We start from the raw sequence: 26,092 nt of genomic DNA, 5'->3' as shown, positions 1-26,092 counted from the left end.
GCGCTAGCCTCCCCTCATCACGTCGGAGAGTTTTGGCCAGGACGATGGCTCATCGTCATGATGCGCAGGCGCATTGGTGCGCTCCGCGGCGCGCAGCTTGGCGGAACGCGCGCGCGGATTGTTCGCGACTTCGTCTTCGCCGGCAATCACGGGCCGCCGCGTCAGCAACTGGAAGCTCGGCACAGCCTGCGACACCTCCGGCAGATGCCGCGAGCCGCCGCCAGTTTTGGAACGCTCGGAGAGAAAATTCTTGACGATGCGGTCTTCCAGCGAATGGAACGAGACGACGACGAGACGGCCGCCGGGCTTGAGCACGCGCTCGGCCGCCGCGAGTGCGGTCTGGAGCTCGTCGAGCTCTTCGTTGACGAAGATGCGCAGGGCCTGGAACGTCCGCGTCGCGGGATGGATGTCGCCGGGCTTGGAGCGCACGATCCTGCCGATGAGATCGGCGAGCGCGCGTGTGGTCGTGAACGGGGTCTCCTGCCGGTCGGCGACGATGGCGCGGGCGATGCGCCGCGACTGCCGTTCCTCACCGAAGAGATAGATGATGTCGGCGAGATCGGCTTCAGAAGCGCGCGCGACCACGTCGGCCGCGGTCGGTCCCGCCTGCCCCATCCGCATGTCGAGCGGACCGTCGAGACGGAACGAGAAGCCGCGACCGGCCTGATCGAGCTGCATCGAGGACACGCCGACATCCATCACGACACCGTCCACGCCATCGACGCCTTGCGCGGCACAGACCTCGGCGAGATTGGAGAAGCGGTCCTCGACCAGCGTCAGCCGGCCCGCGGAGCGCGCGACCAGCTCGGCGCCGCCTGCGATCGCCGTACGGTCACGATCAATCGCGATCAGCCGGGTTCCCGGCACGTCGAGGATGGCACGGCTATAGCCGCCGGCGCCGAAGGTGGCGTCGACATAGATGCCGCCCGCGCGCGGGGCGAGATATTCAATCGCCTCGCGGCCGAGCACGGGAATGTGAGGAGCGGAGCTCATGCACCACGCCTGCCGAACAACCAAGCCAGATCGGGGGCGAACCAGCCCATAACGCCTCGAATGATTCCGCGTCGCGGCGGTTCCACGACAAAGCCCCAGTCCAACATGGTAACCGAGCCCGGTCGTCCCGGGCGGCAAACCCAGAGTTCCCAGTGGAATTTGTCGGGCAACCATGGGATTTCGAGCCAAAATACGCTTTGGCCGCCTCCAGACGCGGGTCGGCTCTTCATTCCTCAGTAACGGCCCTTAGCGTTAAGAAAGCGTTGATCGGCTCGTTACAAGTCGAAAAGGAGAGGCGATGGTGATGCCTCATCCACACACCCTGTCTAAAATGCACCCGTTAACCGCGTCGCGCGATTGCGCACAGCGGAGGGTAAAGGAATAGTAAAGAGAAGGGCTTGGCCCACTCTCCTGTCCGACTTGAGCTGCTTATGTCGTCCGGTTCACCGTCTGGAACTGATTCGAAGCGTCAGCGCGTTCTCCCGGTTCCCAAGGCCGCGGCGAACATGCGGACGTTCGAGCCGGATTCCTCGATCGTCTCCGACATCATCCCCTCGCCGAACTATGGCGAGCGCAGCAACGGTCGGCAGGCGGACATGATCGTGCTGCACTACACCGGCATGCCCGACGTCGAGGGTGCGCTGGCGCGGCTGTGCACGGCGGGGACGGAAGTGTCGGCGCATTACGTCGTGCTGGAGGACGGCCGCATCGTGCAATGCGTGCCCGAGGCCAAGCGCGCCTGGCACGCCGGCGTTTCGTCCTGGGCCGGCGAGGACGACGTCAACTCCTGCTCGATCGGCATCGAGATCGTCAATCGCGGTCACGACTGGGGCTATCCGGAGTTTCCGCTGCGCCAGATCGCGGCCGTGATCGCGCTGTGCCGCGGCATCATGCTCCGCCGCAAGGTACCGGCGCACCGGGTGCTCGGACATTCCGACGTCGCACCCGCGCGCAAAAAGGATCCCGGCGAAAAGTTTCCGTGGCATTCGCTGGCCAATTCCGGCGTCGGTCACTGGGTCACGCCCGCACCGGTCGTGCGCGGCGAGAGCCTGATGCTCGGCACCATCAGCGACGCAGTGCTGAGCATGCAGCAGGCGCTTGCCAGATACGGCTACGGCGTTCCCCTCACCGGCAAATACGACGCCGCGACCATGGAGGTCATCACCGCCTTCCAGCGCCATTTCCGCCCGGCGCGGCTGGACGGTGTGGCGGATCATTCCACGCTGTCGACCTTGCAGGCGCTATTGGCGAGCCTGCCGCCGGAAGGGACGCCGATCGCGTCGAAGTGACGGCGCTGATCACATACTCCGTCATTGCGAGGAGCTCTTGCGACGAAGCAATCCAGACTGTCTCCGCCGAAGCAGTCTGGATTGCTTCGCTGCGCTCGCAATGACGGAGGATGCAGCAGCTACTCCATCTCCCTCACCCGCCGCGCATAGAGCCGCCGCAACGGCTCGAGCTGCGTCGCCTCCGTCGCCGCACGATAGGCCTCACGCGCCTCTTTCTTCCGCCCCAATCGGCGCAACAGATCCGCGCGCACCGCGGGCAGCAGCGCATAGCCATCGAGTCCGCCGCGCGCTGCGGTCGCATCGACGAGATCGAGCGCGCGCGCCGGGCCGTCGACCATCGACACCGCCGCGGCGTGGTTGAGCTCGATCACCGGCGACGGATTGATGCGCAGCAGCACCTCGTACAGCCCTGCAATCTGGGGCCAGTCGGTCGCCTCGAAGCTCGGCGCCCGCGCATGCAGCGCAGCGATCGCGGCCTGCACCGCATAGGCTTGCGGCCGGCCGGGGATGCGCAGCGCCTCGTCAACCAGATGCAAGCCCTCCGCGATCTGCGCAAGATCCCACAGCGTGCGGTCCTGCTCTTCCAGCAGCACGATGTCGCCCGCCGCTGTCTCGCGCCCGGCGCGGCGCGCATCGTGCAGCAGCATCAGGGCGAGGAGGCCCTTGATGCCGCCGCGACCGGGCATCAGCCGGTCGAGCAAGCGGCCGAGCCGGATGGCCTCAGTCGCGAGATCCGGCCGCATCAGATCCGCGCCCGAGGTTGCGACATAGCCTTCGGTGAAGACGAGATAGATCACGGCGAGCACGCCATCGAGCCGCAGCGCCAGCGCCTCGCGCTCCGGCACCTCATAGGGAATGCCGGCGAGCCTGATCTTCTGCTTGGCGCGGACGAGCCGCTGCGCCATCGCCTCCTCACCGACGAGAAAGGCGCGCGCCACCTGCGCCGTCGAGAGGCCGCACACGGTGCGCAGCGTCAGCGCGACCTGGACCTCGGGCGCGAAGGCGGGATGGCAGCAGGTGAAGATCAGCCGCAGCATGTCGTCGTCGAGCGTTGCCGGCGGCCCGTCGGGGCCCAGCGCGTTCAGCTCGAGCTCATGCACCAGCGCCTGCTGCTTGCCGCGGAAGACAGCCTGGCGGCGGATGCGGTCGATCGCCTTGTGCTTGGCGACATTGACCAGCCAGGCACGCGGATTGTCAGGCACCTCGCACGCCGACCAGCGCACCAGCGCGGCCGCGAACGCATCCTGCAGCGCGTCCTCGGCGAGATCGAAATCGCCGACGAGGCGGATCAGCGTGGCCAGCGCCCGCCCCGCCTCGTCGCGGAAGATGGTTTCGATCTCGCTCGGGGTCATGCGCCGATGCGCGGCTTCGCCGTCACTTGTCGTACACCCAGATCGGCCGCACCTCGATCGACCCGATCCGCGCGCTGGGAATCCGCGCCGCGATCTCGATCGCCGCGTTGAGATCCTTGGCTTCGACGAGGTAATAGCCGCCGAGCTGCTCGCGCGTCTCCGCGAACGGGCCGTCGGTGGTCAGCGTCTTGCCGTCGCGCACGCGTACGGTCGTGGCAGTGGTTGTCGGCCGAAGCCGGTCGCCGGCCTTGAAATTGCCGCTCTGGACGATGGCTTGCGTGAAGGCTTGATATTCGGCCAGCATCTTCTGGCTGGTCGCCGCGTCGTTCTTCGCGTACTCGGCCTCGTTCTGGTAGATCATCAGCAGATACTGCATCGCTTCACTCCTGTTGTTCGGCTGTGTCGCCGACATCCAGTCGAACGGGGCGCGCTCCAAACGACATCTTCAGGATAAATTATTTTGGATCACGCGTGCGCGGCGATCTCGGCTTGACGGAACCGTCACAAATGCTCCATGCGTTATCAGTCAGTCGGCCGGACGGCCGCTCCGGCAGGTGCCGAAAGGCCGCCGGGGAGGAAAGTCCGGGCTCCCTTGACATGCGGTGCCGGATAACATCCGGCGGGGGCAACCCCAGGGAAAGTGCCACAGAGAACGAACCGCTTCCTCCTCGGAGGAAGTAAGGGTGAAAAGGTGCGGTAAGAGCGCACCGCGGCGCCGGCAACGGGGCCGGCATGGTAAACCCCACCGGGAGCAAAACCGAATAGGGACGGCGTAGCGGGCTGTTCGCGCAAGCGATAACGCCGCGGGGCGATGTCAGGCCCGCCGTCCGGGTAGGTTGCTCGAGGCCGTGTGCAAACATGGTCCCAGAGGAATGGCCGTCACGTATCGTTCGCGCAAGCGGGCGGTGCCCTACAGAACCCGGCTTACAGGCCGGCTGATATCTTGCAACGAGGGGTTCGATGCTGACCGCATCGGACCCCTCACCATTTGGGCCGAGCGCGCAACCATTCAAATGGTGTCATTCCGGGGCGTGCGAAGCACGAGCCCGGAATCCATCGCGCGGCAGTGTCGGTGGATGAATGGATTCCGGGTTCTCGCTTCGCGAGCCCCGGAATGACGACAAGAGTTACGCCACGATCTCGCGCAACACCGCCATCAGCGCCCTCGATTCAGGCCGCGCGCGTCCGCCTTCACCAGCACCGGCGCAAGCGCACCGGCCTCGCGCCGCAGCTTGCTCGCCTCGAAACCATGCATGCCGATCTGCCATTGCAGGCCGACGATGGCGCCCTTGGTCGGCTGCAGTAGCGCGAGCGAAGCGACCAGCGTCACCGGCAGCCACACCACGAGTTGCAGCCAGACCGGCGGCGCGTAGGCGGTCTCAACCGCAAGGATCGCCGGCACGACGAGATGGCCGACCACGACCATCACCAGATAGGCCGGGAAATCGTCGGCGCGCTGGTGGAACAGCTCTTCGCCGCAATGATCGCAAGCCTCGGCCACCTTCAGGAAACGGCCGAACAGATGCCCTTCGCCGCAGTTCGGGCACTTGCCCAAGAAGCCGCGCCACATTGCCTTCGAGAGAGAGACTGAACCGGTTGCCATCACAGCACCTCTTCCGTTTTGCTGATCCATACAATAATATCCTGCATCCATACATTCAAAGGATATAGGCTTAAATTGCATGGATTGGACCCCTACAATCTCGGAGCTGAGCGGGCCGCGCTACCAGCGCATCGTCGAGGCCATGGAGGCCGACATCGCCGCCGGCCGGCTCGTGCGCGGCCAGCAGCTGCCGACGCAGCGCGCGCTGGCGAAGGCACTCGGCATCGACCTCACCACGGTGACGCGCGCCTACACCGAGGCGCGGCGCCGCGGCATCATGGAGGCCCGCGTCGGCCAGGGATCGTTCGTGTCGGAGACCAGCGCGCGGCGCGCCGTCGACCTGCCGCATCCCGTCGCGATCGATCTCTCGATGAACGTGCCGCCGCATCCGCTCGAGGCACAGCTCGACGAACGCATCGTCGCAGGACTGGAGGCCCTCCGCGCGCAATCGGGCCTGACCGCATTCCTGAACTATCAGCCGCCCGGCGGCAGCGCGCATGAGCGCGAGGTCGCGGCGCGCTGGATGCGCGCACGCGTCCCGCATGCGCACGCCGACAGGCTCGTGATCTTTCCCGGCACGCAGACGATCCTGTTCAACCTGCTCGCACACCTTGCGCGGCCCGGCGACATCGTGTTGACCGAAGCGCTCACCTTCCCCGGCATCAAGGCCGCTGCGGCGCAGCTCGGCGTCAGGCTCGTCGGCGTCGCGATGGACGAGGACGGCATTCTGCCCGATGCACTGGCAAAGGCATGCCGCACGCACAAGCCGAAGGCCGTCTATCTCATTCCGACGCTGCACAATCCGACCACCGCGACGCTTCTCCCCGAGCGGCGCAGCGCCATCGCCAAGATCATTCGCGATGCCGATTCGATGTTGATCGAAGACGACGCCTACGGGCTGCTCGATCACTCGGCTTCGCCGATCGCGAACCTCATTCCGGAGCGGACTTATCTCGCAACCACGCTGTCAAAATGCATCGCGCCGGCGCTGCGCGTCGCCTATCTGGTGACGCCCGACGGCGACACGCAGCTACAGATGCGCGGCCATCTGCAGGCCACCGTGCAGATGCCGGCGCCACTGATGGTCGCGCTGGTGACGCACTGGATCGAGACCGGCATCGCCGACCGCATCATCACCGCCATCCGCAACGAGGCGGTCGGGCGCCAGCAGCTTGCGCAGCGCGCGCTGAAAGGCTTTCAGTTCATGGCCAGGCCTGCGGCGCATCATCTATGGCTGCGGCTGCCGGAGGGACGCCCCGACATCGCGGCGCATCTGCTGCGGAATGGACTAGCGATCGTGGCAGGCGATGCCTTTGCCGTCGACGGGGCACCGCCGCACGCGGCGCGCGTCTCGCTCGGGGCGGCACGGAACAGGCCGGAATTGACCGAGGCGCTGCGCATCCTGGTCGGCGCGCTGCACAAGCCCGCCGACACCAGGCAGATCGTCTAGAGCATGATCCGGACCCGAAGGGCCGCGTTAGCGCAAAGTGCGCAGCGGTTTTCCGACAAGATCATGCTCAAACAATAAGTCTCTTATTGATGATGCCGGCGATGGCGCGGGCGGACGGCAGGCGCAACAGCTGACGGATAAGCCGCATAGGCCTCGCTCGGGGCCACTGCCTCGCCACGGGCTGCGCGCCCCGCGGGCGTGAGCTGGCCGCCATTGAGCACATCGCGGTCGGGATGCGCGGCCTGATAGGCTGCAGGCTCGGAAAACTGCGCCTGCGCCAATGTCGGCATCAGGGCGGCGGCCGATAACAGCGCGGCCGCAACGGCAATGTTCATGCGGGTCATGATCATGCTCCATCTCTCATCAGGGACGGTGCGGCGTGACGCCCGGCAGGCCCCCAGGATTAAAAGTACAGGCGTCATGTAGGAGCCTCTCCGACGAACGCTCGCTCTTGACCCGCCCTTGGGGATCACGCTTGCGTGCGGTTTTGAAATTGACCTTCCCGGCCGCATCTGTGCTATGCGCCGGATGACGATCAACCGTTCGGCATCGCCGCTAACGACAGGAAATGATTGGTGGAAACGTCCACTTACGCGCTGCTGCTGTTCGGCGCGCTGGCCGGCGGCTTCGTCTCGGGGCTGGCCGGGTTCGGCACGGCGCTGATGGCGCTCGGGATCTGGCTCTACGTCCTGCCGCCCTCGCTCGCGGTGCCGCTGGTGCTGATCTGCTCGGTGATCGCGCAGACCTCGACGCTACCGTCGATGTGGAAGAGTTTTGACCTGTCGCTGGTCTGGCCGTTCCTGATCGGAGGGCTGATCGGCGTGCCGCTCGGAACCATGATGGTCGCCTCCGCCGATCCAAAGGTGTTCAAGCTGAGCGTCGGTGTGCTGATCCTGATTTTTTCCACGGCGCTCTATCTGAACAAGCGGCCGCTCGCCTTCAAGTTCGGCGGCCGGATCGCCGATGGCGCGATCGGTTTTGCCGGCGGCATCCTGGGCGGGCTTGCCGGACTGTCCGGGCCGCTACCGATCCTGTGGGCCAACATCCGCGGCTGGAACAAGCACGAGCGGCGCGGCATCTTCCAGCTCTTCAATTTCACGGTGCTCGCCACTGCGCTGGTGTTGCAGACGGCGTCCGGCCTCGTCGCCTTCAAGGTGGTCTGGCTCGCATTGATCGCCTTTCCGGGCACGCTCGTCGGAGCCTGGGCCGGCGCGCGCGTCTATCACGCCCTGAACGACAAGCATTTCGGCGATGTCGTGCTCGGCCTCTTGTTCCTGTCGGGCCTCACCCTCGTCTGGAACAGCGTTGGCGCGCATTAGCCCCACGGCGCCGCAAATAGCCGGCGCCGTGGAAGCTAACTGCCGCTACGCCGGCGCACGCGCGGCAGGCGCGACAGGCTCGGCTTTCACCGGCTCTGCAGCCTCGTCCTGCGGCAGCGGCGCGAAGCGCTTCCTGAACTCGCGGCGCAGCAGCCACAGGCTCAAGCCCGCCTGAAGCGTGGTCGCCGCGATCGAGAGGTACCAGACGTGCTCGATGCGGAAGCCGGGCCGCGTCGACAACCAGATCGCCGGCAGCGAATAGGTGAGCACGCGCGTCGCCGAGCTCAGCAGCACCGGCTTGGTGTTGCCGAGGCCCTGGAACATGCTCGAGCAGGTGAAGATCAGCCCCTGCGCCACCATGTTGAGCGAGATGACCCGCAGGAACAGGAAGGCAATCTCCATCGTCTCCCGGTCGTTGGAGAATCCGGCAAGCAGGAGCTCCGGCTTCAACTGCGCGAGCGCCATGAAGCCGAGCGCCACGATGGTCGTGATCAGGGCCGACTTGACGAAGGTTTCCCGCACGCGCGCGCCGTTGCCGGCGCCGACATTCTGGCCGGCGATGGGTCCTGCCGCCAACGCAACGGCGAGTGCCGGCATCTGGATCAGGCCGAGCACGCGCTGCCCGATGCCGAAGCCGGCCTGCGCCGCCGCGCCGAAATCGCGCAGCACGTAATAGACCACCGCCATGAAGATGAACATCATCGCGAACTCGCCGCCGGCCGGGAAGCCGACATTGAGGATGCGCTTCAAATGGCGCGGCTGCGGCCGCCACTGCGCCGGTTTGAAGGCGACATAGCGTTCGACCTTGCGGAAATACGCCAGCAGCATCAGCCCGCCGGCGGCGACCGCGATCGAGCTCGCCAGCCCCGCGCCGGCGACGCCGAGCGCGTAGCCGGTGCCCCAGCCCGAGATCAGCACCGGCGCCAGCGCAATGTTGATGACGACCGCGAGGACCCGCACCAGCATCGCAGGACGCACGATTCCAGTCGCGCGCAGCGCGGATGCGATCACTTGCATGACGAACTCCAGCGCGAGCGCCGGCATGAACCACAACAGATAAGTGGTTCCCGCCTCGATCGTGGCGAGGTCCGCGGCGACCGAACGCATATAGAGGCGCGCCAGCGCCGCTCCCGCGACCAGGGTCAACAGGCCGAACAGCATCGACAGGGCGACCGCCTGGTTGAAGATCAAATTGGCGTCCGGCTGATCCTTGCGCCCCACGGCATGCGCGATCAGCGCCACCGTGCCGACGCCGAGCACCTGCATCAAGGCGTTGACGAGAAAGCCGGCATTGCCGGCGGCGGCGACGCCCGCAACCGCGGCATCGCCCAGACCCGACACGAAGTACAGATCGACCAGCTGGCAGACCATGATCGAGATCATGCCGGCCATGATCGGCGGCGTCATGGCCAGGATGTGTCTCACGATGGAGCCGTGCGTCAGGTCTTTCATGTCTTTCCATCCTCAGGCGACACGGCGCCGGGACATTTGCCCCCGCCGCCGCCGCGCCTCATTCCGCTGCTGCGATCTGTCCGAGCTCCACCACCTGGCGCTCGAACAGGCCGCGATAGATGCCTCCTGGCTTGACCGCGAGCAGAGCGTGCGTGCCTTGCTCGACGATCTCGCCGCGGTCGAACACCAGGATTCGATCGAGGCTCTTCACCGTCGACAGCCGGTGCGCGATCACGATCGAGGTGCGGCCTTTCATCAGCCGTTCCATCGCCTGCTGGATCAGCGCTTCCGATTCCGAATCGAGGCTCGACGTCGCCTCGTCCAGGATCAGCACCGGCGCATCCGCCAGGAACGCGCGCGCCAGCGCCACGCGCTGCCGCTCGCCGCCCGACAGTTTCACGCCGCGCTCGCCGACAAGGGTGCCGTAGCCCTTGGGCAGGCGCAGGATGAAGTCGTGCGCGTTCGCCAGCCGCGCCGCCTGCTCGATCGCCTCGAGGCTGGCGCCGGGCCGGCCATAGGCGATGTTCTCGGCGAGCGAGCGGTGAAACAGGATCGGCTCCTGCTGCACGATCGCGATCTGGCTGCGCAGCGATTGCTGCGTCGCCAGCGCGATGTCCTGCCCGTCGATCAGCACGCGACCACCGGTGACGTCGTAGAGCCGCTGCACCAGCTTGACGAAGGTGGTCTTGCCGGAGCCGGAGCGGCCGACCAGGCCGACGCGTTCGCCGGCGCGGATCCTGACCGACAAGCCGTCGTACAGCGGCGCGCGATGACCGCCATAGTGGAACGTGACGTTGTCGAACACGATCTCGCCGGCCTCGATGGCGATCGGCAACGCGCCGGCCGCATCCGCAATCCCGATCGGCTCGTCATGGATCGCTACCAGTTCGTCCATGTCGTTCACGGCGCGCTGCAGATTGTTGATGTGCATACCGACGTCGCGCAAATAGGCGTGGATGACGTAATAACTCGTCAGCACATAGGTGACGTCGCCGGGTGAGGCATGGCCCGAGATCCACAGCAGCACCGAGCCGCCAATCACCGAGGCGCGCAAGGCCAGCAGCAGCGCGAGCTGCGCCATGGCCGTGTAGTTGTAGCGGAACCAGGTCCGCCGCACCCGCACGCGCCAGCGGTTGACGACGCGGGCGAGCCGCGCATCCTCCCGCGCCTCCGCGCCGAAGGATTTCACCACCGCATTGCAGGTCAGCGCGTCCGCCAGCGTGCCGCCGACCTTGGTGTCCCAGGCATTGGAGACGCGCGCGGCCGGCGCGATGTACCGGGTCGAGAACAGCACTGTGATGGCGACGTAAAAGAGCGCTCCCACCGCGATCACCGCGCCGAGCGACGCCCAGTGCAGGCCGATCAGGACCACAGAACCCATCAGCACCAGCAAGGACGGCGCCAGCGCCATCAGGATGGTGTCGTTGAGCAGGTCGAGCGCCCACATGCCGCGCGTGATCTTGCGCACGGTGGAGCCGGCGAAGGAGTTGGCGTGCCAGTCGGTCGAGAAACGCTGCACGCGCATGAACGCGTCCTGCGCTACCTCCGTCATGGTCCTCAGCGTGAACGGCACGATCGCCTGGAGACCGATCAGCCTGAGCACCACGGAGGCTGCACCCAGCGCCACGATGGCGCCGAGTGCGACCAGCGCAGCGTGGCGCGCATCGGGGTCGGATGAGCCGCGCGTCAACGCATCAACCAATTGTCCGGAGAAAACCGGCATGAACAGGTCGGCGACGGTCGCGCCCAACAGGCCGCCGGCGACGATCAGCGTACGCCCCGGCTGCTTCAGCCAGTGCTTGAACACGAAGGGCAGCACCACGCGTATCGCCGCGGGCTTTTTTGACAGAGCGGTCATGGCATCATCCGGCCGCTGCGCGCGGGCCGGCTCCATCGATGGACGCGAGTCGGCCCGAAGGCCGCAACGGCGTCACGTAAGACTGATTTTGACTTGGGAAGCGGAGCGATCGGGGCGCCTGGTCGAAACCCTGGCCCAATCGGAGCTGGCGGAAGGGGCCTCTAACAGGCCGCGTACATACCGAGCCAGAGCATCATCGAGCGCGGGCGTACGATCTGCGAATGCGACGAAATCATGCAAATCTCCCCGGTTCGATTGAATGAGGTACGCTTTATAGATGTGTCGCGGGCGATTTGCAACGGGCTCCGCGCAAGATCACGCACGAGTGTTGCAATTTGGTGCGGGGTGCCTTGGTGTGCGTCGCCCTCGCCTCAGTCTCCACTGTCATGCCCCGCGACCCGGCTACGCCAAGGCTTCGCCGAGGTTTAGGTCCAGGGGCGCCGAAGCTTTAGCGAAGGCGGCAGGCGGGGCATCCAGTACGCCGCAGCGGGTGTAGTGAGACCGAGCTCCTTAACGCCGGCCTCTGGAATACTGGATCGCCCGCCTTCGCGGGCGATGACACCGAGTGTGTTGCTCGCCCTATGGCCGCCTAATGCGCGTCGCCGCCGGTCAGCGCGGCCGGCTTGTTCAGCAGCGTGACCAGCAGGCTGAGGCCGAGATAGAACACCGTCAGCACGAAGAAGGCATCGCCAAAACTCATCACCACGGCCTGGCGGTGCACGATCTGGCCGAGCTGCTTCATCGCCATCAGCGCGGAATCGCCGAGCCCCTGGAATTTCTGCTGGAGCATGGTCAGCGTTTCGGTCGCGGCGGCGTTGCCCCAGGTCACGCGCTCCTGCAGGCGCGTGATGTGGAGATCGGTGCGGTCGTTGAGCACGGTGTTGATGACCGCGAGCCCGACCGCGCCGCCGAGATTGCGCATCAAATTGAACAGGCCGCTCGCGTTCTTCACGCGGTCGGGTGCCAGCGTGCCGAGCGCGATGTTGTTGGTCGGCACCATCGCGAACATCATGCCGATGCCGCGCAGGATCTGCGGCACCAGCAACTCGTAGAAATCGTAGTCGCGGGTGATCCAGGTCATCTGGTAGGAGCCGATCGCGAACACGATGAGGCCGAACGCGATCATGTAGCGCATGTCGATCTTGACCATGAGCCGCCCGACCAGCGGCGCGACCAGGAACATGGTGATGCCCGAGACGAACATGGTCTCGCCGATCATCAGCGCGCTGTAGCCGCGCACTTCGGCGAGATAGCGCGGATAGATGTAGGTCAGGCCGTAGAGGCCGATGCCGATGCAGAACTGCAGGACGCAGCCGATCGCGAAATTGCGGTTGGAGAAGGTGCGCAAATTGACGATCGGCTCGGCCGCGGTGAACACGCGCCAGAAGAACGCGATCGCCGAGATCGCGCAGATCCAGGCGCAGATCGCCACCGAGGTGTCCTGCATCCATTCATATTGCGGGCCTTCCTCCAGCACATATTCCAACGTGCCGAGGAAGCCGGCCATGAACAACAGGCCCCACCAGTCGAAGCGGTCGAGCAATTCGAAATGCGGCTCGTCGAAATCGACCAGCGCCAGCACGCCCAGGGTGATGCCGATGCCGGGCACGACGTTGATGAAGAACAGCCAGTTCCACGACATCGCGTCGGTGATGTAGCCGCCGACGGTCGGCCCGATGGTCGGCGCCAGCGTCGCAACAAGCCCGATGATGGGGCCGACGATGTGGAATTTCGTGCGCGGGAAGACGGTGTAGGCCGAGGCGAACACGGTCGGGATCATGCCGGCGCCGAGAAAGCCCTGCAGCGCACGCCAGAGGATCATCTCCTCGATCGTGGAGGCGAAGCCACAGAGCAGGCTCGAGGCGGTGAAGCCGGCCGCCGATATCGCGAACAATAGCCGCGTGCCGAAGGCGCGTGACAAGAAGCCCGATAGCGGGATCGCGATGACCTCGGCGATCAGATAGGCGGTCTGAACCCAGGAGACTTCGCTCGAGCTCGCCGACAGGCCGGCCTGGATTTCGCTGAGGGACGCCGAGACGATCTGGATGTCCAGGATCGACATGAACATTCCGAACACCATGATGATGAACGCGAACAGCCGCTTCGGCGCAATGCGCTCCGAAGCGGGGTTCGCCATCATGGCAGGTGAAGCGGTGGTGGCGGTGGCCATGGCCTGACCTCGCAGCGCTCGGGTTGTGGCTACTGCGGATGGATCATGGTGGGATCGTCGAGATCGACCTCGCTGTCGGCGTCGGCCGCGCCCTTGTTGGTATCGACGGTGGCGTAGACCGACATGCCGGCACGGAGCAGGTTCTGCTTGGCCACCGATTTCGGCACGCGGATGCGGACCGGCACACGCTGCACGATCTTGGTGAAGTTGCCGGTGGCGTTGTCGGGCGGCAGCAGCGTGAACACCGAACCCGCGCCCGCCGCGATGCTGTCGACCACGCCGGAGAACTTGCGCATGCCATAGGCATCGACCTTGATCGTCACCGGCTGGCCGGGACGGATGCGCTTGAGCTGCGTCTCCTTGAAGTTGGCGTCGATATAGATCTCGTCGAGCGGCACGACATTGCCCAGCCGCTGCCCGACCGCGACGAAGTCGCCGGCATTGACCATGCGGTTGGAGAACGTGCCATCGACCGGCGCGCGCACCGCGGTGAAAGCGAGGTCGCGCTCGGCCTTGGCGAGCGAGGTCTTGAGCTCGGCGAGTTGCGCCTGCGCTTCGGCCTGCTGCGCCCTGGCGACATCCACATTGCTGACCGCGACATCGTAGGCGGCCTGCGCGGCCTTGACGGCGGCGGCGCCCTGGTCGCGTCCGGCTTCCGAGCTCTCGAAGGTGGCGCGCGAGGCAAAGCCCTTGCTGCTCAGCGCCTGCTGGCGCTCATAGTCGAGGTCGGCGCGCTTGAGACCCGCTTCGGCCGAGACGAGCTGCGCCTTGGCCTGCGCGACCTGGCTGTCGAGGGCTGCGACCTGGCGGCCGATGCGATCGATGGTCGCCTGCTGGGTCGCGATCTTCGTCGCGGCGGCATCGACCGCGATCTTGTAGTCGCCGTCGTCGATACGGAAGAGGATGTCGCCGGCGCGCACCGTCGTGTTGTCGCCGGCAAGGATCGAGGAGATGTGGCCGGCAACGCGCGCGCCGAGCATGGTGTTGTTGGCGCGGACATAGGCGTCGTCGGTCGAGATATAGAAGCGGCCGACCAGCGTGTAATAGCCGGCATAGCTGGCAGCCGCGAGCGCCAGCACGAGACCGACGCCCATCAGGACGAACTTGCGCTTGCCGGATTTCGGCGCACCGGCAGCGGGCGCGTCCGGCGCAGGCGCCGCCGGCTTGTCGGTCACGGGCCTCTCCGCCTCGCCGCGACGCTTGGTTTCCTCGGCCACATGAGAGCGCAACTGCTCGGCGAGGGCTGCGGGCGTCTCGGCCGCAGCTTCATCGTTCGCCGACGTCTCCACCGTTTCCTGGCGAATGACGCGTGCAGCCTGGTCTCTCGATACGGCCATCATGGCCTCCTCAATAAAGCGCGATCAAGGACAGCCGTCCCGCAGTCCGCTCATCTCAAATATCATTGACCGAACCGTTCGGTCAATATAGATAATATTCCTGGGTCGGGACCGTACTGGCCCGAATCCTTTATTTGCGTTTCATAGGTCGGCACCGCGTCCAGAAACCTTCCGAGACCCTGAACCAATGGTTGTAGCTGCCAGCGAACGTCTGAACGTCATCCAGGAGGAGGACAGCTCCAAGCGCCGCCAGATCCTCGACGGTGCCCGCAAGGTGTTCATGGATCTCGGTTTCGACGGCGCCAGCATGGGCGAGATCGCGCGCGCCGCGCAGGTCTCCAAGGGCACGCTCTACGTCTACTTCGCGGACAAATGCGCGCTGTTCGAAGCCATCCTCGAGCAGGAAGCGCTCCAGCACGGCCAGGTCGTGTTCAATTTCGATCCCGCCCGCGATGCCGAGACCACGCTGAAGGAGTTCGGCCGGGCCTACATCCACCTGCTGTGCCGGCCCGGCGGCGGATCAGCGATCCGCACCGTGATGGCGATCGCCGAGCGCATGCCCGATGTCGGCCGCCGCTACTATGGGCGGGTGCTGGACAAGACCATCAACCGCCTCTCCGATTATCTCAAGGCCCATGTCGCCTCCGGCGATCTCAGGATCGACGATTGCGACCTTGCGGCGTCGCAGTTCATGGAACTGTGCAAGGCCTCGCTGTTCCTGCCTTTCGTCTTCCAGGCCGCGCCCGCACCCTCGGAAGAGCGCATGACCGAAGTGGTCGACAGCGCGACGCGGATGTTCCTGGCGGCGTATCGGGCGAGATAACAGCAAGCGCGCCGCGCGTTGCGCAGGCCGGCCCGACGGCATTATGTTCGGGCCATGTCCCGTGATCTTCGCCCGCCCGTCGATATCCTCCATTACGAGATCGTCCAGGAACAGGCCTCCGCGCTTGGGCGGATGGGCCGCACGCTCGAACAGGCGCTCACGCGTTTGCGCGAGTTCGACGCCGCACACGCCGCCACCGGAACTGCGGCCTCGATGCAGCCGGCGAGGCGCAAGCTGGTGATGGAAGCCGGCCAGGCACTCTGGATGTTCGTGGTGCAACGTGAGGCGACCGGCCTGCGCGACAGCCGCCATATCATGCGCACCTACAACGTCCCGGCTGAGGTGCAGCGCTGCATGGGGCTGGCACCGGCAGAGTCGAAGCGCGATCGGACTGATAGCGGACGATAGACATTTCAGCTGACGCGGCGGTGGCCCGCATGAGCGCAGCGATATGCGGGAATTCTGTTCCCGGATATCGCTTCGCTCATCCGGGCTACAAGAGAAGCTCCGCCCGTCTAATCGTCAGCGTACTCGTCCTCTTCCTGCTTGCGCGTGCTCTTGCGCGAACCGAGCGAGCCGGTGACATAGGGATCGCGCCTGCCGGCATAGGGGTTGCGCTGCTGGGCGCGTCCGGCAACCTCTTCGCCGGAGACGGCGGAGGGCTGGCAGATCAGGCGGCGGCTGGCGCGGCGCATCAGATCGACGTGGATGTGATCGTAGTGATAGACGTTCGAGCCCGGCGCCAGCACCGTGGTGAAATGCGCGCACGCACCCGACTGCACGTCGCGCAGAAAACCCTGCTCTTCAGGCATGCCGCGCCAGCCGTCCTTCACGGTGACGCGGCGGCCGTCGGCGAGCACGAAGGCGGCGATGTCGAGCGCATTGCCGAAGGCATGCTCGGAGATATGGGCATGGGAGTTGCCGTTCATGCCGCGGCAGGAATAGGCGGAGATCTGCTTGATTTCGACGACGCGGGCGCCGAACCAGCGCATCGCCGAGGGCTGCACGGTGTCGGCGAGCCAGCGGTCGAGCTCGGAGACGATCGGACAGGCGAGCGTCGCGACCGGCTTGATCGCAACGGGGCCGACGGCGGTGACGGGATTACCCTGCGCCGGGCCAAGGCGCGGCAACGGCTGCTGCGCGGGCGCCTGCGAATAAGGCGCGGGACCGGGCTGCCGCGCCGGATAGCTCGGCGCATTCATGTAGCGCGCCGCGCCCGCGGCATCTGTGCCCTCGGGCGGCAGATCGATCTCGTCTTCCTGCGGTGCAACGCCGGGCGCGTTCAGGGACATCGGTCCGGAGGATGCGCCATAGCCCGAAGGCTGGCGCGCCGCGCTATCGGGATAGGTCGACCGCTGCGGATAGGACGATGCCGGATAATTCTGGCTCTGCGGGTAATTCGACTGCGGCTGCACCGGCCAGCGCGGCTGGTTGCCGATGCTGCCGGGCGGGCGCAACGTCTCGTCGGCGAAACCGTAGGTGCTGGAGGCTTCGCCGATGGCGGCGACCTTGAGCGGATACTCGGCGCCGCACATGCCGGGCCCCGAGATCGGGTCGATGCGGACGATGTCGGCACTCTCCTTGACCGCGCCGGATTTCAGGCATGCCGCTTCCGCCTCGGCCCGCCATGGTTCACGTTCGGCCTGGAAGAAGCCGCGTCCGCAACCCGCTAGCGAAACAAGGACGATGGAGCCGACGAGATACAAACGAACTCCGCGCGTCATGCGCGCACGTTCGGTGAATTTACTTAAAGACTCTTCAACACGTTGATTTCAGTGTTCTTTAACCATACGGGGCGCGGCAGCGCCGATTGCCGCTGATGACGAGCGACAGCGAGGCTTACTTTTTCGAAAAGAGACCTTCTGTTAACCATAAGGTTTGCGCGCCGGGCAGCGCGCACGGAGGGAACGACCTCATGACATCAGCCGGGAGACTGAGCGTTATCACCGCCTACCTCGCCATGGCCTTCGTCGGCGCCATCGTGCTCGGCATGATCTAGCATCGTAGAGAGCGGCTCTTCTTCCTTCTCCCCCTGTGGGAGAAGGTGGCGCGAAGCGCCGGATGAGGGGTTCTATCGCCGCACGTTTGTGCTCGTGGAGACAAACCCCTCACCCCAGTGAGCCCGCGTCGACCAGCGGAGCTGCTCTCTCCCACAAGGGGCGAGGGCACAACAATGCGCACCTCGCAAAGAGCTACGACCGCGCACTCCACTGCTGCGACGAGGTCACCACCTTCTCCTGCTGATCCTCGACCCGTGTCCAGTCGTTGCCGGAGCACCAGAAGTGGCCGAGTGCGCAGGCCTCGACGTGGAGCTTGCCGGAGCTCTTCAGCGTCATCCTCGCATAATAGGTGTTGCCGCTGGAGCGGCTGTAGATGCTGCCGGTCCAGACGTCGTGCGATTTCGGCTTCATGTTGACGAGCACGCTCTCGCCCCGGCTCGACGTCTCGGTGAGCGCATAGCCGCACAGCGCGGGGCCGCAGCGCTCGATGCGGACCGTGCCCTTGGCACCTAGGCTCTCCCATTCACCGAGCGGCAAATAGGTCGCCTCGTCGTCGCTGCGCTCTGCGACCGTTGTGCCCTGCTTGATCTCCACGCGCGGCGGATTGGGACTCGGTACCTCAACTCTTGCTACCCCGAGTCTCGGCACGGGCGGCGACACAACCGTCTGCGACGTCGCCGCGGCAAGAACGGGGACCGTCGATGCCGGTGGTGGCGCGACCACAATCGGCTGCGGCGGCCGGACCGAAGCGGCCGGAATGACCGGCTGCGACACCTGGACAATCGGTGCGGGCTCAAGCCGCACGGCCGGTGTCGTGTTGACCTCTTCCGCCGGCCGAAGGCTGCGACTGGATACCGAAACACAGGAGGCGGACCGGCAACTCCTTGGCGCTTCGACATGGAACCGGTGACCGCCGATGGAGAAGGAATAAGAGCCGGCCTGGGCCGCGGGCCCAATCGCCGTGAATGCGATCAATAGGCCAAGCGAAGTCGCAAGCCGCTGCATCGGCGCCTCCTGTCGTATCGCGACGAGGTTACGCGGCATGAGCCCCGGCTGAATGTGCGCTGCCTCACCCAGGCGCGCGCCGGCCGTTGTGACGTCCGTCACAGAACGTCTGGGAAGCGCGGCGTAGGGTCGAACCACGCTTCATCCACCAGCGACTTCAGTCCATCTCGGGACCGCGCAATTTCGGAGGTTGTCATGAACAAGCTCACCATCGCCGCCACCGCGCTCTTCCTCGCTTCGACCGCCGCCGCGCATGCCGGCAATTCGATCTCGTTCCAGATCGAGGGCCAGCACATCCGCATCGAGACGCCGCGCAACTGCGCTTCGCTCAACTGCGTGACCATCGTCGCGCCCGGCCTGTCGGACAAGCCGATCAAGCTGAACAACATCAACCTCAAGGGCCTCGGCGGCTCCAAGGATGATGACGTCGACACTACGCCGGCCCCGGCCGCGCAGCCCGCATCGGCTCCGGTGCAGCAGCAGCCCGTGCAGCAGGCGCCGGTTCAGGCGACCGCACCGGCAGCCCCCGCTGTTGCTCCCGCCGCGCCCGCGCCGGCCGTTGCCACCGCGCCGTCCGTCGATACGACGGCGCAGCCCGCCCCCGTTGCGGCTCCTGCGCCTATCGCGGCCGCGCCCGCTCCTGCTTATGCGCCCGCTCCGGCTCCGGTCGTCGCCGCGCCTGTGGCCGCCCCGAACTCGCCGATCGGCGTGTGGGCGACCGAAGAGAACAAGGGCAATGTCCGCGTCGAGCAGTGCGGGGCCAATCTCTGCGGCTATGCCGCGAAGACCAATGAGCGGATCCTGATCAACATGAAGCCCGAGGGCTCGAAGTGGAGCGGCCGCATCCACGATCCCGACTCCGGCCGCAACTACGACTCCACAATCGCGATGAAGGGCCCGAATGCGATGCGCGTGCAGGGTTGCGCCTTCGGGGGCATGTTCTGCGGCGGCCAGACCTGGAAGCGCGTGAGCTGACACCGAAGGTGTCATCCCTATTGCGCAATTGCGCAATGGGGGCGATGCGCAGCATCGAACTATGGTGCGCAATTGCGCACCTGAGGATCTCGCGCCACCAATTCGAGAGGCCACGTCCTTTGCCGGACGTGGCCTTTGAACGGTCACCCTTCCCGTGCGACGGACGTTCATCCGCCATTCAGCCTCATACGGCTGATATCGGCCGATCTCGCCTCGCGTTCTCACCGGGACATCCTCGTGACTTCAATGGTGGCATGGCGCCGCTCCGTGTTCGCGCTCGTGCTGCTGGCCTTGCCGGCCGCCGGCAGCAGCGTGGCTGTCGCATCCGATGCAATCGAGCTGGCGCAGGCTCAGCCACAGGCCCAGCCTGCGCCTGCGCCTTCACCGACGCCGTCAGCTTCACCAACACCGGCGGCAGATGCACAATCCGCCGCCGTTGAGCCGATCGGCAACGTCGCGACCGTGACGGGGATCGCGACCGTGATCCGCGACAAGAACTCCTATCCGCTGCGAATGCGCGACGACATCTATCTCAACGATATCGTGCAGACCGCGTCGAACTCCTCGCTCGGCATCACCTTCAACGATGCGACCACGTTCAACCTCTCCGCCAGCGCCAGGATCACCATCGACAATTACGTCTATGAGGACGGCGGCAAGCAGAATTCGGCGATCTTCGATATCGGCAAGGGCACCGTGGCCTTTGTTGCGGCTGCCGTTGCCAAGACCGGTGACATGAAGATCGCGACGCCGACCGCGACGCTCGGCATCCGCGGCACCACCGGCGTCGTCGACGTGCCCGAGGGCGCAGCGGCGAGCAGCACGAACAATGTCAACATCAAGCTCTATCCCGACGCCGACGGACGGGTCGGCCACATCGAGGTCAACGACCGCTCTAGCGGCGCGCGGCTCGGCGCGCTGACGCAAGCCGCGAGCGGCTTTGCGATCCGGCCGGGCGCAGCCACGGCCGGCGTCATGCGCTTTGCGGCCGTGCCGATCACGATTCCCGCGCAGCAGATCGCACGCGACCGCGGCTTTGTCAGCCAGGTGCATCTGGCCCAGTCCACGGGCCGGCAGATCGTGACCGAGCAGCGCGACTTCCGCCGCGCCAACCCGACCGCAATCAGCCGCCTTCCGCGGCCGGTGCAGCCTCCGCAGCAGCAACAATTGCGGCCGGCGCCCGCACCGGGCCAACAGCCGCAGCGGCCGAACGGCCAGCCCGGCCAGAACAACCGTCCGGGCCAGCAGCAGCCGGGCACGCCGGGCCGGCAAGGAACACAGCCGCCGCAGCGGCAGGGACAGGGACAAGGCGGCACGGTGCAGCCGGGTGGCCAGCGCGCGGGTCAGGGTCAGCAGCAACAAGGACAACAGCAAGGCCACCAGCAGCAAGGCGCAGGGCGTCCCGGTGCACCGCGCGCCGGACAAGGCACGCCGCCCAATCGCGCGTCACAGACCCAGCCTCAGCGCGGTGGACAGATTCCACGCGGAGCAGTCGTGTCGCCGCAACCGGGCGGGACGCAGCAGCCCGGCCCGCAGCCGCAAACGCCGCGCACCGGCGTGCAGCCCGGCCAGCCGCCCGCGGCTCAACCGCCAGGCAGCATCCAGCGCCAGGGCGGATTCCAGCAGCGCCTCCCCGCCGCACAACGCCCCGCAGCGCCACGCAAACCCGCACCCGCTCCGAAGGAGAAAGAGCGGCGGTGACGCGGCGGCTGCTTCCGCAACGATGGTGCGAGTGAAGCGCTTCTCTGTCTCCTCTCCGTCATTGCGAGCGCAGCGAAGCAATCCAGAATCTTTCCGCGGAGAGGCTCTGGATTGCTTCGCTGCGCTCGCAATGACGGCTTGGAGGGAGCTGAGGCTCCTGCAGACATACTAGCTCGCGGAGACCGGCTCGCCGTAACCTACGTGGCGTAAACAGGCCTCACGCCTCGCCGCGCAGCCAGGCTTTCACCTTTTGCAACAGGCCGTGCTGCAGTTCCTCGACGGACGCAGCTTCAGCCGGCGTCAACGTCTGCAAGGCGGCATCGATATCGTCCGCCGCCAGCGTCGGCTCGGGTGCCGGCGATGGCACAAGTCCTGCCGCCGCGAGCGCGATCGGACCGATCTGCGTCAGGAACGCGCGCTCATATTCGCGCGACAGGCGGACGATCGCATCGTCCAGCGTCAGCCAGTCGACCGCCTTGATGTCGTTCATCAGCTTGCGGACCGGACCGCCGTCGGCCTCCATCCGCCAGAAATGCACGACTTTTGAGCGGCCGCCGGACTGGTAGACCAGCGTGCCCAAAAATTCGTGCACGGCGACGTCGTGGCCGGTCTCCTCCAGCACTTCGCGGTGCGCGGCCTCTTTCGGCGTTTCGCCGTCGTCGAGCTTGCCCTTGGGCAAGACCCATTCATTGCGCTTGCGCTGACGCACGACCGCAACCAGCGGCACCGTTCCCCGCCGCAGCACAATACCACCCGCCGCCATCACCGGCGCTCGCGCCATCGCTCAAATCCGTGTCGATCAAATCGTCCCCGAACGACGATATAGGCGGCGGTGACGGCGGATTGAAGGCTACTTTCTCCTGAGCAGCGCTTGACCTGCGCGAATGCGCGTGCCCTCGGCGATGCCGTCACAGAAGGTAAAATCGCCGGGCGCGAGGATGATAATGGTCGAGCCATGCTCGAACCAGCCGAGCTCCTCGCCCTTGCTCACCTTGACGTCGCAGGGGAAGTTGACCGGGCCGCGCGTCTGCGCGTTCAGCACCATGTCGAGAAAGTGCAGGCGGATGCTCGCAACCAGGATCGCCGCCACCGGCACCAGCGTCACCGCCTCGCCGGTCGAAAGATGCGTGCGGATCACCGCGCGCTCGTTCTTGCAGAACAGGCGCTCGACCCGCTTCAAGGCAATCGGGTTGACGTTCCAGACGTCGCCATGGATCAGCGTGACGCGCTCGATATGCGCGTCAAAGGGCGCGTGGAAGCGGTGATACATGCTCGAGGTCAGCCGCAGCGTGACGAAGGAGCCGTTGCGGTGCTGCTCGACCAGCGCCGAGTCACCAAGCAGGTCCAGCAGCGAATAGGGCGCACCCTTGACCTGGAACAGCTCGGTATCGGCGATCTTCCCATGGGCGCCGACGATGCCGTCCGAGGGGCTGGCGACAATGGACGGGTCGGGATCGAACGGCCGCAGGCCCGGCTTCAGCTCCCGGGTGAAACAATCGTGCAGGCTCTTGAAGTGGGTCTTGCGCGCCTCCGACAGGTCGAGGTCGGAGAACAGCTTCCACAGCGCGATCGAGAAGTCCCGCACGAAGGGGTTCTCGATCTTGGAGAACCAGCCCATGAAGCGGGTCAGGGCCGCGCGGGGGATGCGGTTGGTCAACAGGAAGTTGAGATCTTCCTGCTGGGTGAAAGAGGCGATGAGGGCTTTGACTGTCATGAATCTGTCAGCTCGCAGTATTAGCGCTTGTTGTCATGGAAACGACACTCCCGATTCTCTCATTTTCCGTGGCCGCCGCAGCGTCTGCTGCCGCCGCCTTCCCGAAGCTGAAAGCGCGGATTGAGTTGTCCCGCGCCAAGCACCGCTCGCTCGCCGGGCACTCCAAGATGTCGCGCCGGGTGGCGCGGCTGCTGCCGTTCTACGAGTTCGAGGGTGATAAGTATTTCGGTTGCGACGGCGCGCCCGCGAACATCGTGGCCCAGCGCAAGGACGCCTTCTTCCGCCTCGCCAAGCTCTACGCCGAGCGCTACCCCAAGGGCCGCGCGATGACAAAGGAAGCGGCCGAGACGATCTCCGACCTGAACTTCACCGAGAGCTACCGCGTGCCGTTCCAGTTTTCGCGTCTCGTCCGCGAGCATCTGGGCACCTCGACCTTCATGGAATCGTCCAGCGGCGTCACCGTCACGGATGTCGACGGCAACACCTCCTACGACCTCACGGGGTCCTACGGCGTCAACATCTTCGGCAACGACTTCTACAAGGAGTGCATCGAGGGCTCCGAGAAGCGCGCGCATGCGCTCGGCCCGGTGCTCGGCCCCTACCACCCCGTCATCCTCGAGAACGTGCAGCGGCTCTGCCAGATCTCGGGCCTCGACGAAGTCTCGTTCCACATGTCCGGCACCGAAGCCGTGATGCAGGCCGTGCGGCTGGCGCGCTACCACACCAAGCGCACGCATCTGGTCCGTTTCGCCGGCGCCTATCACGGCTGGTGGGGCGACGTGCAGCCCGGGGTCGGCAATCCCATTGCCGCGCACGAGACCTACACCCTCGCCGAGATGTCGGAGAAGACGCTGCATGTCCTGCGCACGCGCAAGGATATCGCCTGCGTGCTGGTCAATCCGCTGCAGGGCCTGCATCCGAACGTCAACGCGCCCGGCGATTCCTCGCTGGTCGACAGCTCCCGCAGCGGCAATTTCGATCGCGCCGCCTACACCGAATGGCTGAAGAAGCTGCGCGAGGTCTGCGACCAACGCGGCATCGTCCTGATCTTCGACGAGGTCTTCGTCGGCTTCCGCCTCGCCGCCGGCGGCGCCCAGGAATATTTCGGCGTCAAGGCCGACATGGTGACCTACGGCAAGAGCCTCGCCGGCGGTCTGCCGGTCGGCGTGGTCTGCGGCAAACGCGAACTGATGCGCCGCTTCCGCGACGACCGTCCCGCCGACATCTGCTTCGCCCGCGGCACCTTCAACTCGCATCCCTACGTCATGACCGCGATGGACGAGTTTTTGAGCCGGCTCGCCAGCCCGAATTTTCGCGCCGTCTATGACGGGCTGGAGGAGACCTGGAACGGGCGCGTGCAAAAGCTCAACCAGATGATGACCGATGCCGACCTGCCGGTGCGGTTTGCCAATTTCTCGTCGATCTGGACGGTGAAATACACCACCCCGTCCCGCTACAACTGGATGCTGCAATATTACCTGCGCGCCGAAGGCCTGGCGCTGAGCTGGGTCGGCACCGGCCGGCTGATCTTCAGCCTGAACTACACCGACGCAGATTTCACCGAAGTCGCCGAGCGCTTCGTCCGCGCGGCTGAGAAGATGAAGGCCGACGGCTTCTGGTGGCACGATGGCGCGCTCACCAACAAGCAGATCAAGCGGCAGATCTTGAAAGAGATGCTGGCCAAGCGCTTTGGGCGCTGAGGCCGGCTCTACCCACATTGTCTCCGTCATTCCGGGGCGAAGTCTCTCCTCCCCCTCTCCCCGCTTGCGGGGAGAGGGTTGGGGTGAGGGGGACTCTCCGCGGGCGCGGTGAGAATTGTCGGACATACCACTAGCAACGCCCCCGCGGAGAGCCCCCCTCACCCGAATTCGCGCTGCGCGCAAATTCGGCCTCTCCCCGCACGCGGGGAGAGGCGAAGAGGCCCCCCAGACGTGGATGCCCGGCGCGAGGCCGGGCATGACGTAACCATCAGACATCGGAGTGTGTCGTATGCGCCGCGCGCTCAGGCGTGCTGCTCTTCGAGCACGGGCTCGTCGATGAAGCCCAGCGTGTGCTCGGGGTTGAGGTGCAGGCCGGGGTCCATCAATTCGCCGCGCATCAGGGCGAGCGGGGCATTGCGATAGAGCATCAGGTCGTGGAACGGGTCGGTCAGGATCTTGGTCATCCAGACAAGACCGGTCTCGACGTCGCGGATGAAGAACAGGTGCACGGTGCGGAACAAGAGACCGCCGCCGCCGACCACCAGCCAGATCTTGGCGACCTGCCGCATGAAATCGGTCGCGCTCGCCCAGGGCGTGAACACGCCGAACAGCGTGGGATCGACGACCAGCACCAGCGGCGACAGCGCCCATATCGCCATCAGCACCACCTTGCGCTGCAGGTTGTAGCCGACCTTGATCTCTTCCTTGTACTCGTGCGTCGCCTGGTTGATGTGATCGTAGGTGTGCGGCTCGAAGAAGAAGTGACCGGCCTGGCGCGAGGTCATCGACACCAGCCAACCGACCAGCGCAGAGACCACGGGATCGATGAACAGCCAGACATAGGCGAAGAGAAAGCTCAGCGCGCTGACGAAGTGCAGGCTTTGGTTGATGCGGCTGTGGTGATAGTAGCGATGGTCGTCCCAGCGCTGGATCCGCAGCTGCTCGAGATAATTCTTGATCATGCTCTCCCCCAAAATGCTTTCGGGTACGGGATTACAGGGATTCGATGTAGGCCGTGTGACATCATCATTTTGTCATGTGACGATGTGCAGCGGCGCGATGACGCACGTGTTACTCTCTATCTCCTCATCCTGAGAGCGTGAGAATGATTCGCTTTTGTCGGGCGAGTTTCACCATAATAGGCGAGAAGGCAGCGAGCGTGGGCGATGCGGTTGAGGCGCCCCCGAGTGAGTGCGATCTGGCCCGCCTCGGCGATGTTGGGCCAGTGCTGCGGGGCTTTGTGAGCGCCTGGTGATCTAGTCTGCTCTTCATGCGGCGACCTGCGCCTCGGCGTGCAAGGCGAAGAAGCGCATCATGTTGTGAGCGACCGCAAACCACAGCAGATGGATGC

23 protein-coding genes and 1 other RNA gene are annotated in these 26,092 nt (G+C 65.6%); 10 read left to right on the top strand and 14 right to left on the bottom strand.

All coding sequences use genetic code 11. The annotated features are described in order from the left end of the window. Window positions 1-3: 3 nt before the first annotated feature. Entirely contained in the window at window positions 4-993 is a 990-nt protein-coding gene (gene rsmH / locus GGD63_RS10985; protein ID WP_183241712.1) for a 16S rRNA (cytosine(1402)-N(4))-methyltransferase RsmH, read from the bottom strand. Between the two features lie 506 nt (window positions 994-1,499). Here rsmH and GGD63_RS10980 point away from each other — a divergent pair. After that, window positions 1,500-2,282, top strand: coding sequence for an N-acetylmuramoyl-L-alanine amidase (locus tag GGD63_RS10980; protein ID WP_183241710.1), 783 nt, complete (start codon window positions 1,500-1,502; stop codon window positions 2,280-2,282). A gap of 119 nt (window positions 2,283-2,401) precedes the next feature. On the opposite strand, the gene GGD63_RS10975 is transcribed toward GGD63_RS10980, so the two are convergent. Together GGD63_RS10975 and GGD63_RS10970 are read right to left on the bottom strand one after the other, a co-directional pair. Next, complete coding sequence (locus GGD63_RS10975) at window positions 2,402-3,634, bottom strand: RNA polymerase sigma factor (protein ID WP_183241708.1); 1,233 nt, start codon at window positions 3,632-3,634, stop codon at window positions 2,402-2,404. 22 nt (window positions 3,635-3,656) lie between these two features. Then, window positions 3,657-4,010, bottom strand: a complete 354-nt coding sequence (locus tag GGD63_RS10970; RefSeq protein WP_183241706.1) for a YciI family protein — start codon at window positions 4,008-4,010, stop codon at window positions 3,657-3,659. Between the two features lie 150 nt (window positions 4,011-4,160). Here GGD63_RS10970 and rnpB point away from each other — a divergent pair. Beyond that, window positions 4,161-4,577, top strand: an RNA gene (gene rnpB / locus GGD63_RS10965) — RNase P RNA component class A. 213 nt (window positions 4,578-4,790) lie between these two features. Here rnpB and GGD63_RS10960 read toward each other — a convergent pair. Further along, window positions 4,791-5,267, bottom strand: a complete 477-nt coding sequence (locus GGD63_RS10960) for a DUF983 domain-containing protein (RefSeq protein WP_183241704.1) — start codon at window positions 5,265-5,267, stop codon at window positions 4,791-4,793. A gap of 49 nt (window positions 5,268-5,316) precedes the next feature. On the opposite strand from GGD63_RS10960, the gene GGD63_RS10955 reads away from it, so the two are divergent. After that, entirely contained in the window at window positions 5,317-6,687 is a 1,371-nt protein-coding gene (locus GGD63_RS10955) for a PLP-dependent aminotransferase family protein (protein ID WP_183241702.1), read from the top strand. Between the two features lie 83 nt (window positions 6,688-6,770). Here GGD63_RS10955 and GGD63_RS10950 read toward each other — a convergent pair whose 3' ends face one another. Further along, the gene (locus tag GGD63_RS10950) at window positions 6,771-7,031 is read right to left on the bottom strand and encodes a hypothetical protein (RefSeq protein WP_183242312.1); all 261 of its coding nucleotides are present in this window, start codon (window positions 7,029-7,031) and stop codon (window positions 6,771-6,773) included. A 231-nt stretch (window positions 7,032-7,262) separates the two neighbouring features. Between GGD63_RS10950 and GGD63_RS10945 the strand changes: the two genes are divergently transcribed. Further along, window positions 7,263-8,006 (top strand): sulfite exporter TauE/SafE family protein, encoded by a 744-nt coding sequence (locus tag GGD63_RS10945; protein ID WP_183241700.1) that lies wholly within the window; start codon window positions 7,263-7,265, stop codon window positions 8,004-8,006. A gap of 45 nt (window positions 8,007-8,051) precedes the next feature. On the opposite strand, the gene GGD63_RS10940 is transcribed toward GGD63_RS10945, so the two are convergent. The 4 genes from GGD63_RS10940 to GGD63_RS10925 all read right to left on the bottom strand — a co-directional run bounded on the left by GGD63_RS10940 (window position 8,052) and on the right by GGD63_RS10925 (window position 14,823). Beyond that, window positions 8,052-9,458 carry an MATE family efflux transporter gene (locus GGD63_RS10940; protein ID WP_183241698.1) on the bottom strand — a complete coding sequence of 469 codons (1,407 nt, stop codon included), beginning with the start codon at window positions 9,456-9,458 and terminating at the stop codon, window positions 8,052-8,054. 58 nt (window positions 9,459-9,516) lie between these two features. Further along, on the bottom strand, window positions 9,517-11,316 hold the full coding sequence (locus tag GGD63_RS10935) for an ABC transporter ATP-binding protein (protein ID WP_183241696.1): 1,800 nt from the start codon (window positions 11,314-11,316) through the stop codon (window positions 9,517-9,519). Between the two features lie 589 nt (window positions 11,317-11,905). After that, window positions 11,906-13,486 carry a DHA2 family efflux MFS transporter permease subunit gene (locus GGD63_RS10930; protein WP_183241694.1) on the bottom strand — a complete coding sequence of 527 codons (1,581 nt, stop codon included), beginning with the start codon at window positions 13,484-13,486 and terminating at the stop codon, window positions 11,906-11,908. A 29-nt stretch (window positions 13,487-13,515) separates the two neighbouring features. After that, a complete protein-coding gene (locus tag GGD63_RS10925) occupies window positions 13,516-14,823 on the bottom strand; it encodes an HlyD family secretion protein (protein ID WP_183241692.1) in 1,308 nt (435 codons plus the stop codon). A 187-nt stretch (window positions 14,824-15,010) separates the two neighbouring features. On the opposite strand from GGD63_RS10925, the gene GGD63_RS10920 reads away from it, so the two are divergent. Together GGD63_RS10920 and GGD63_RS10915 are read left to right on the top strand one after the other, a co-directional pair. Next, window positions 15,011-15,646, top strand: coding sequence for a TetR/AcrR family transcriptional regulator (locus GGD63_RS10920; RefSeq protein WP_183241690.1), 636 nt, complete (start codon window positions 15,011-15,013; stop codon window positions 15,644-15,646). Between the two features lie 54 nt (window positions 15,647-15,700). Next, window positions 15,701-16,054 (top strand): DUF6665 family protein, encoded by a 354-nt coding sequence (locus GGD63_RS10915; protein WP_183241688.1) that lies wholly within the window; start codon window positions 15,701-15,703, stop codon window positions 16,052-16,054. Window positions 16,055-16,161: 107 nt separating this feature from the next. On the opposite strand, the gene GGD63_RS10910 is transcribed toward GGD63_RS10915, so the two are convergent. Beyond that, a complete protein-coding gene (locus GGD63_RS10910; RefSeq protein ID WP_183241686.1) occupies window positions 16,162-17,370 on the bottom strand; it encodes an extensin family protein in 1,209 nt (402 codons plus the stop codon). Window positions 17,371-17,465: 95 nt separating this feature from the next. Between GGD63_RS10910 and GGD63_RS10905 the strand changes: the two genes are divergently transcribed. Then, window positions 17,466-17,645, top strand: coding sequence for a hypothetical protein (locus GGD63_RS10905; RefSeq protein WP_183242368.1), 180 nt, complete (start codon window positions 17,466-17,468; stop codon window positions 17,643-17,645). Window positions 17,646-17,838: 193 nt separating this feature from the next. Here the strand turns inward: GGD63_RS10905 and GGD63_RS10900 are convergent, their stop codons facing one another. Further along, complete coding sequence (locus tag GGD63_RS10900) at window positions 17,839-18,450, bottom strand: DUF2147 domain-containing protein (RefSeq protein ID WP_312013148.1); 612 nt, start codon at window positions 18,448-18,450, stop codon at window positions 17,839-17,841. Between the two features lie 396 nt (window positions 18,451-18,846). On the opposite strand from GGD63_RS10900, the gene GGD63_RS10895 reads away from it, so the two are divergent. Both GGD63_RS10895 and GGD63_RS10890 read left to right on the top strand, forming a co-directional pair. Beyond that, on the top strand, window positions 18,847-19,626 hold the full coding sequence (locus GGD63_RS10895) for a DUF2147 domain-containing protein (RefSeq protein WP_183241682.1): 780 nt from the start codon (window positions 18,847-18,849) through the stop codon (window positions 19,624-19,626). A 246-nt stretch (window positions 19,627-19,872) separates the two neighbouring features. Then, on the top strand, window positions 19,873-21,327 hold the full coding sequence (locus tag GGD63_RS10890) for a FecR domain-containing protein (RefSeq protein WP_183242310.1): 1,455 nt from the start codon (window positions 19,873-19,875) through the stop codon (window positions 21,325-21,327). A 217-nt stretch (window positions 21,328-21,544) separates the two neighbouring features. On the opposite strand, the gene GGD63_RS10885 is transcribed toward GGD63_RS10890, so the two are convergent. Beyond that, complete coding sequence (locus GGD63_RS10885; protein WP_183241680.1) at window positions 21,545-22,108, bottom strand: NUDIX hydrolase; 564 nt, start codon at window positions 22,106-22,108, stop codon at window positions 21,545-21,547. Between the two features lie 69 nt (window positions 22,109-22,177). Further along, window positions 22,178-23,041 carry an archaetidylserine decarboxylase gene (asd, locus tag GGD63_RS10880; RefSeq protein ID WP_183241678.1) on the bottom strand — a complete coding sequence of 288 codons (864 nt, stop codon included), beginning with the start codon at window positions 23,039-23,041 and terminating at the stop codon, window positions 22,178-22,180. A 35-nt stretch (window positions 23,042-23,076) separates the two neighbouring features. On the opposite strand from asd, the gene GGD63_RS10875 reads away from it, so the two are divergent. Next, on the top strand, window positions 23,077-24,741 hold the full coding sequence (locus GGD63_RS10875; protein WP_183241677.1) for an aminotransferase class III-fold pyridoxal phosphate-dependent enzyme: 1,665 nt from the start codon (window positions 23,077-23,079) through the stop codon (window positions 24,739-24,741). Between the two features lie 302 nt (window positions 24,742-25,043). Here the strand turns inward: GGD63_RS10875 and GGD63_RS10870 are convergent, their stop codons facing one another. Beyond that, on the bottom strand, window positions 25,044-25,703 hold the full coding sequence (locus GGD63_RS10870) for a hypothetical protein (protein ID WP_183241675.1): 660 nt from the start codon (window positions 25,701-25,703) through the stop codon (window positions 25,044-25,046). Window positions 25,704-26,092: the final 389 nt, after the last annotated feature.

It is taken from the genome of Bradyrhizobium sp. cir1, assembly GCF_014198245.1.
GTDB lineage: Bacteria > Pseudomonadota > Alphaproteobacteria > Rhizobiales > Xanthobacteraceae > Bradyrhizobium.
Note: the sequence above shows the minus strand (reverse complement) of the source record. Positions and strands in the feature narration are given on the sequence as shown.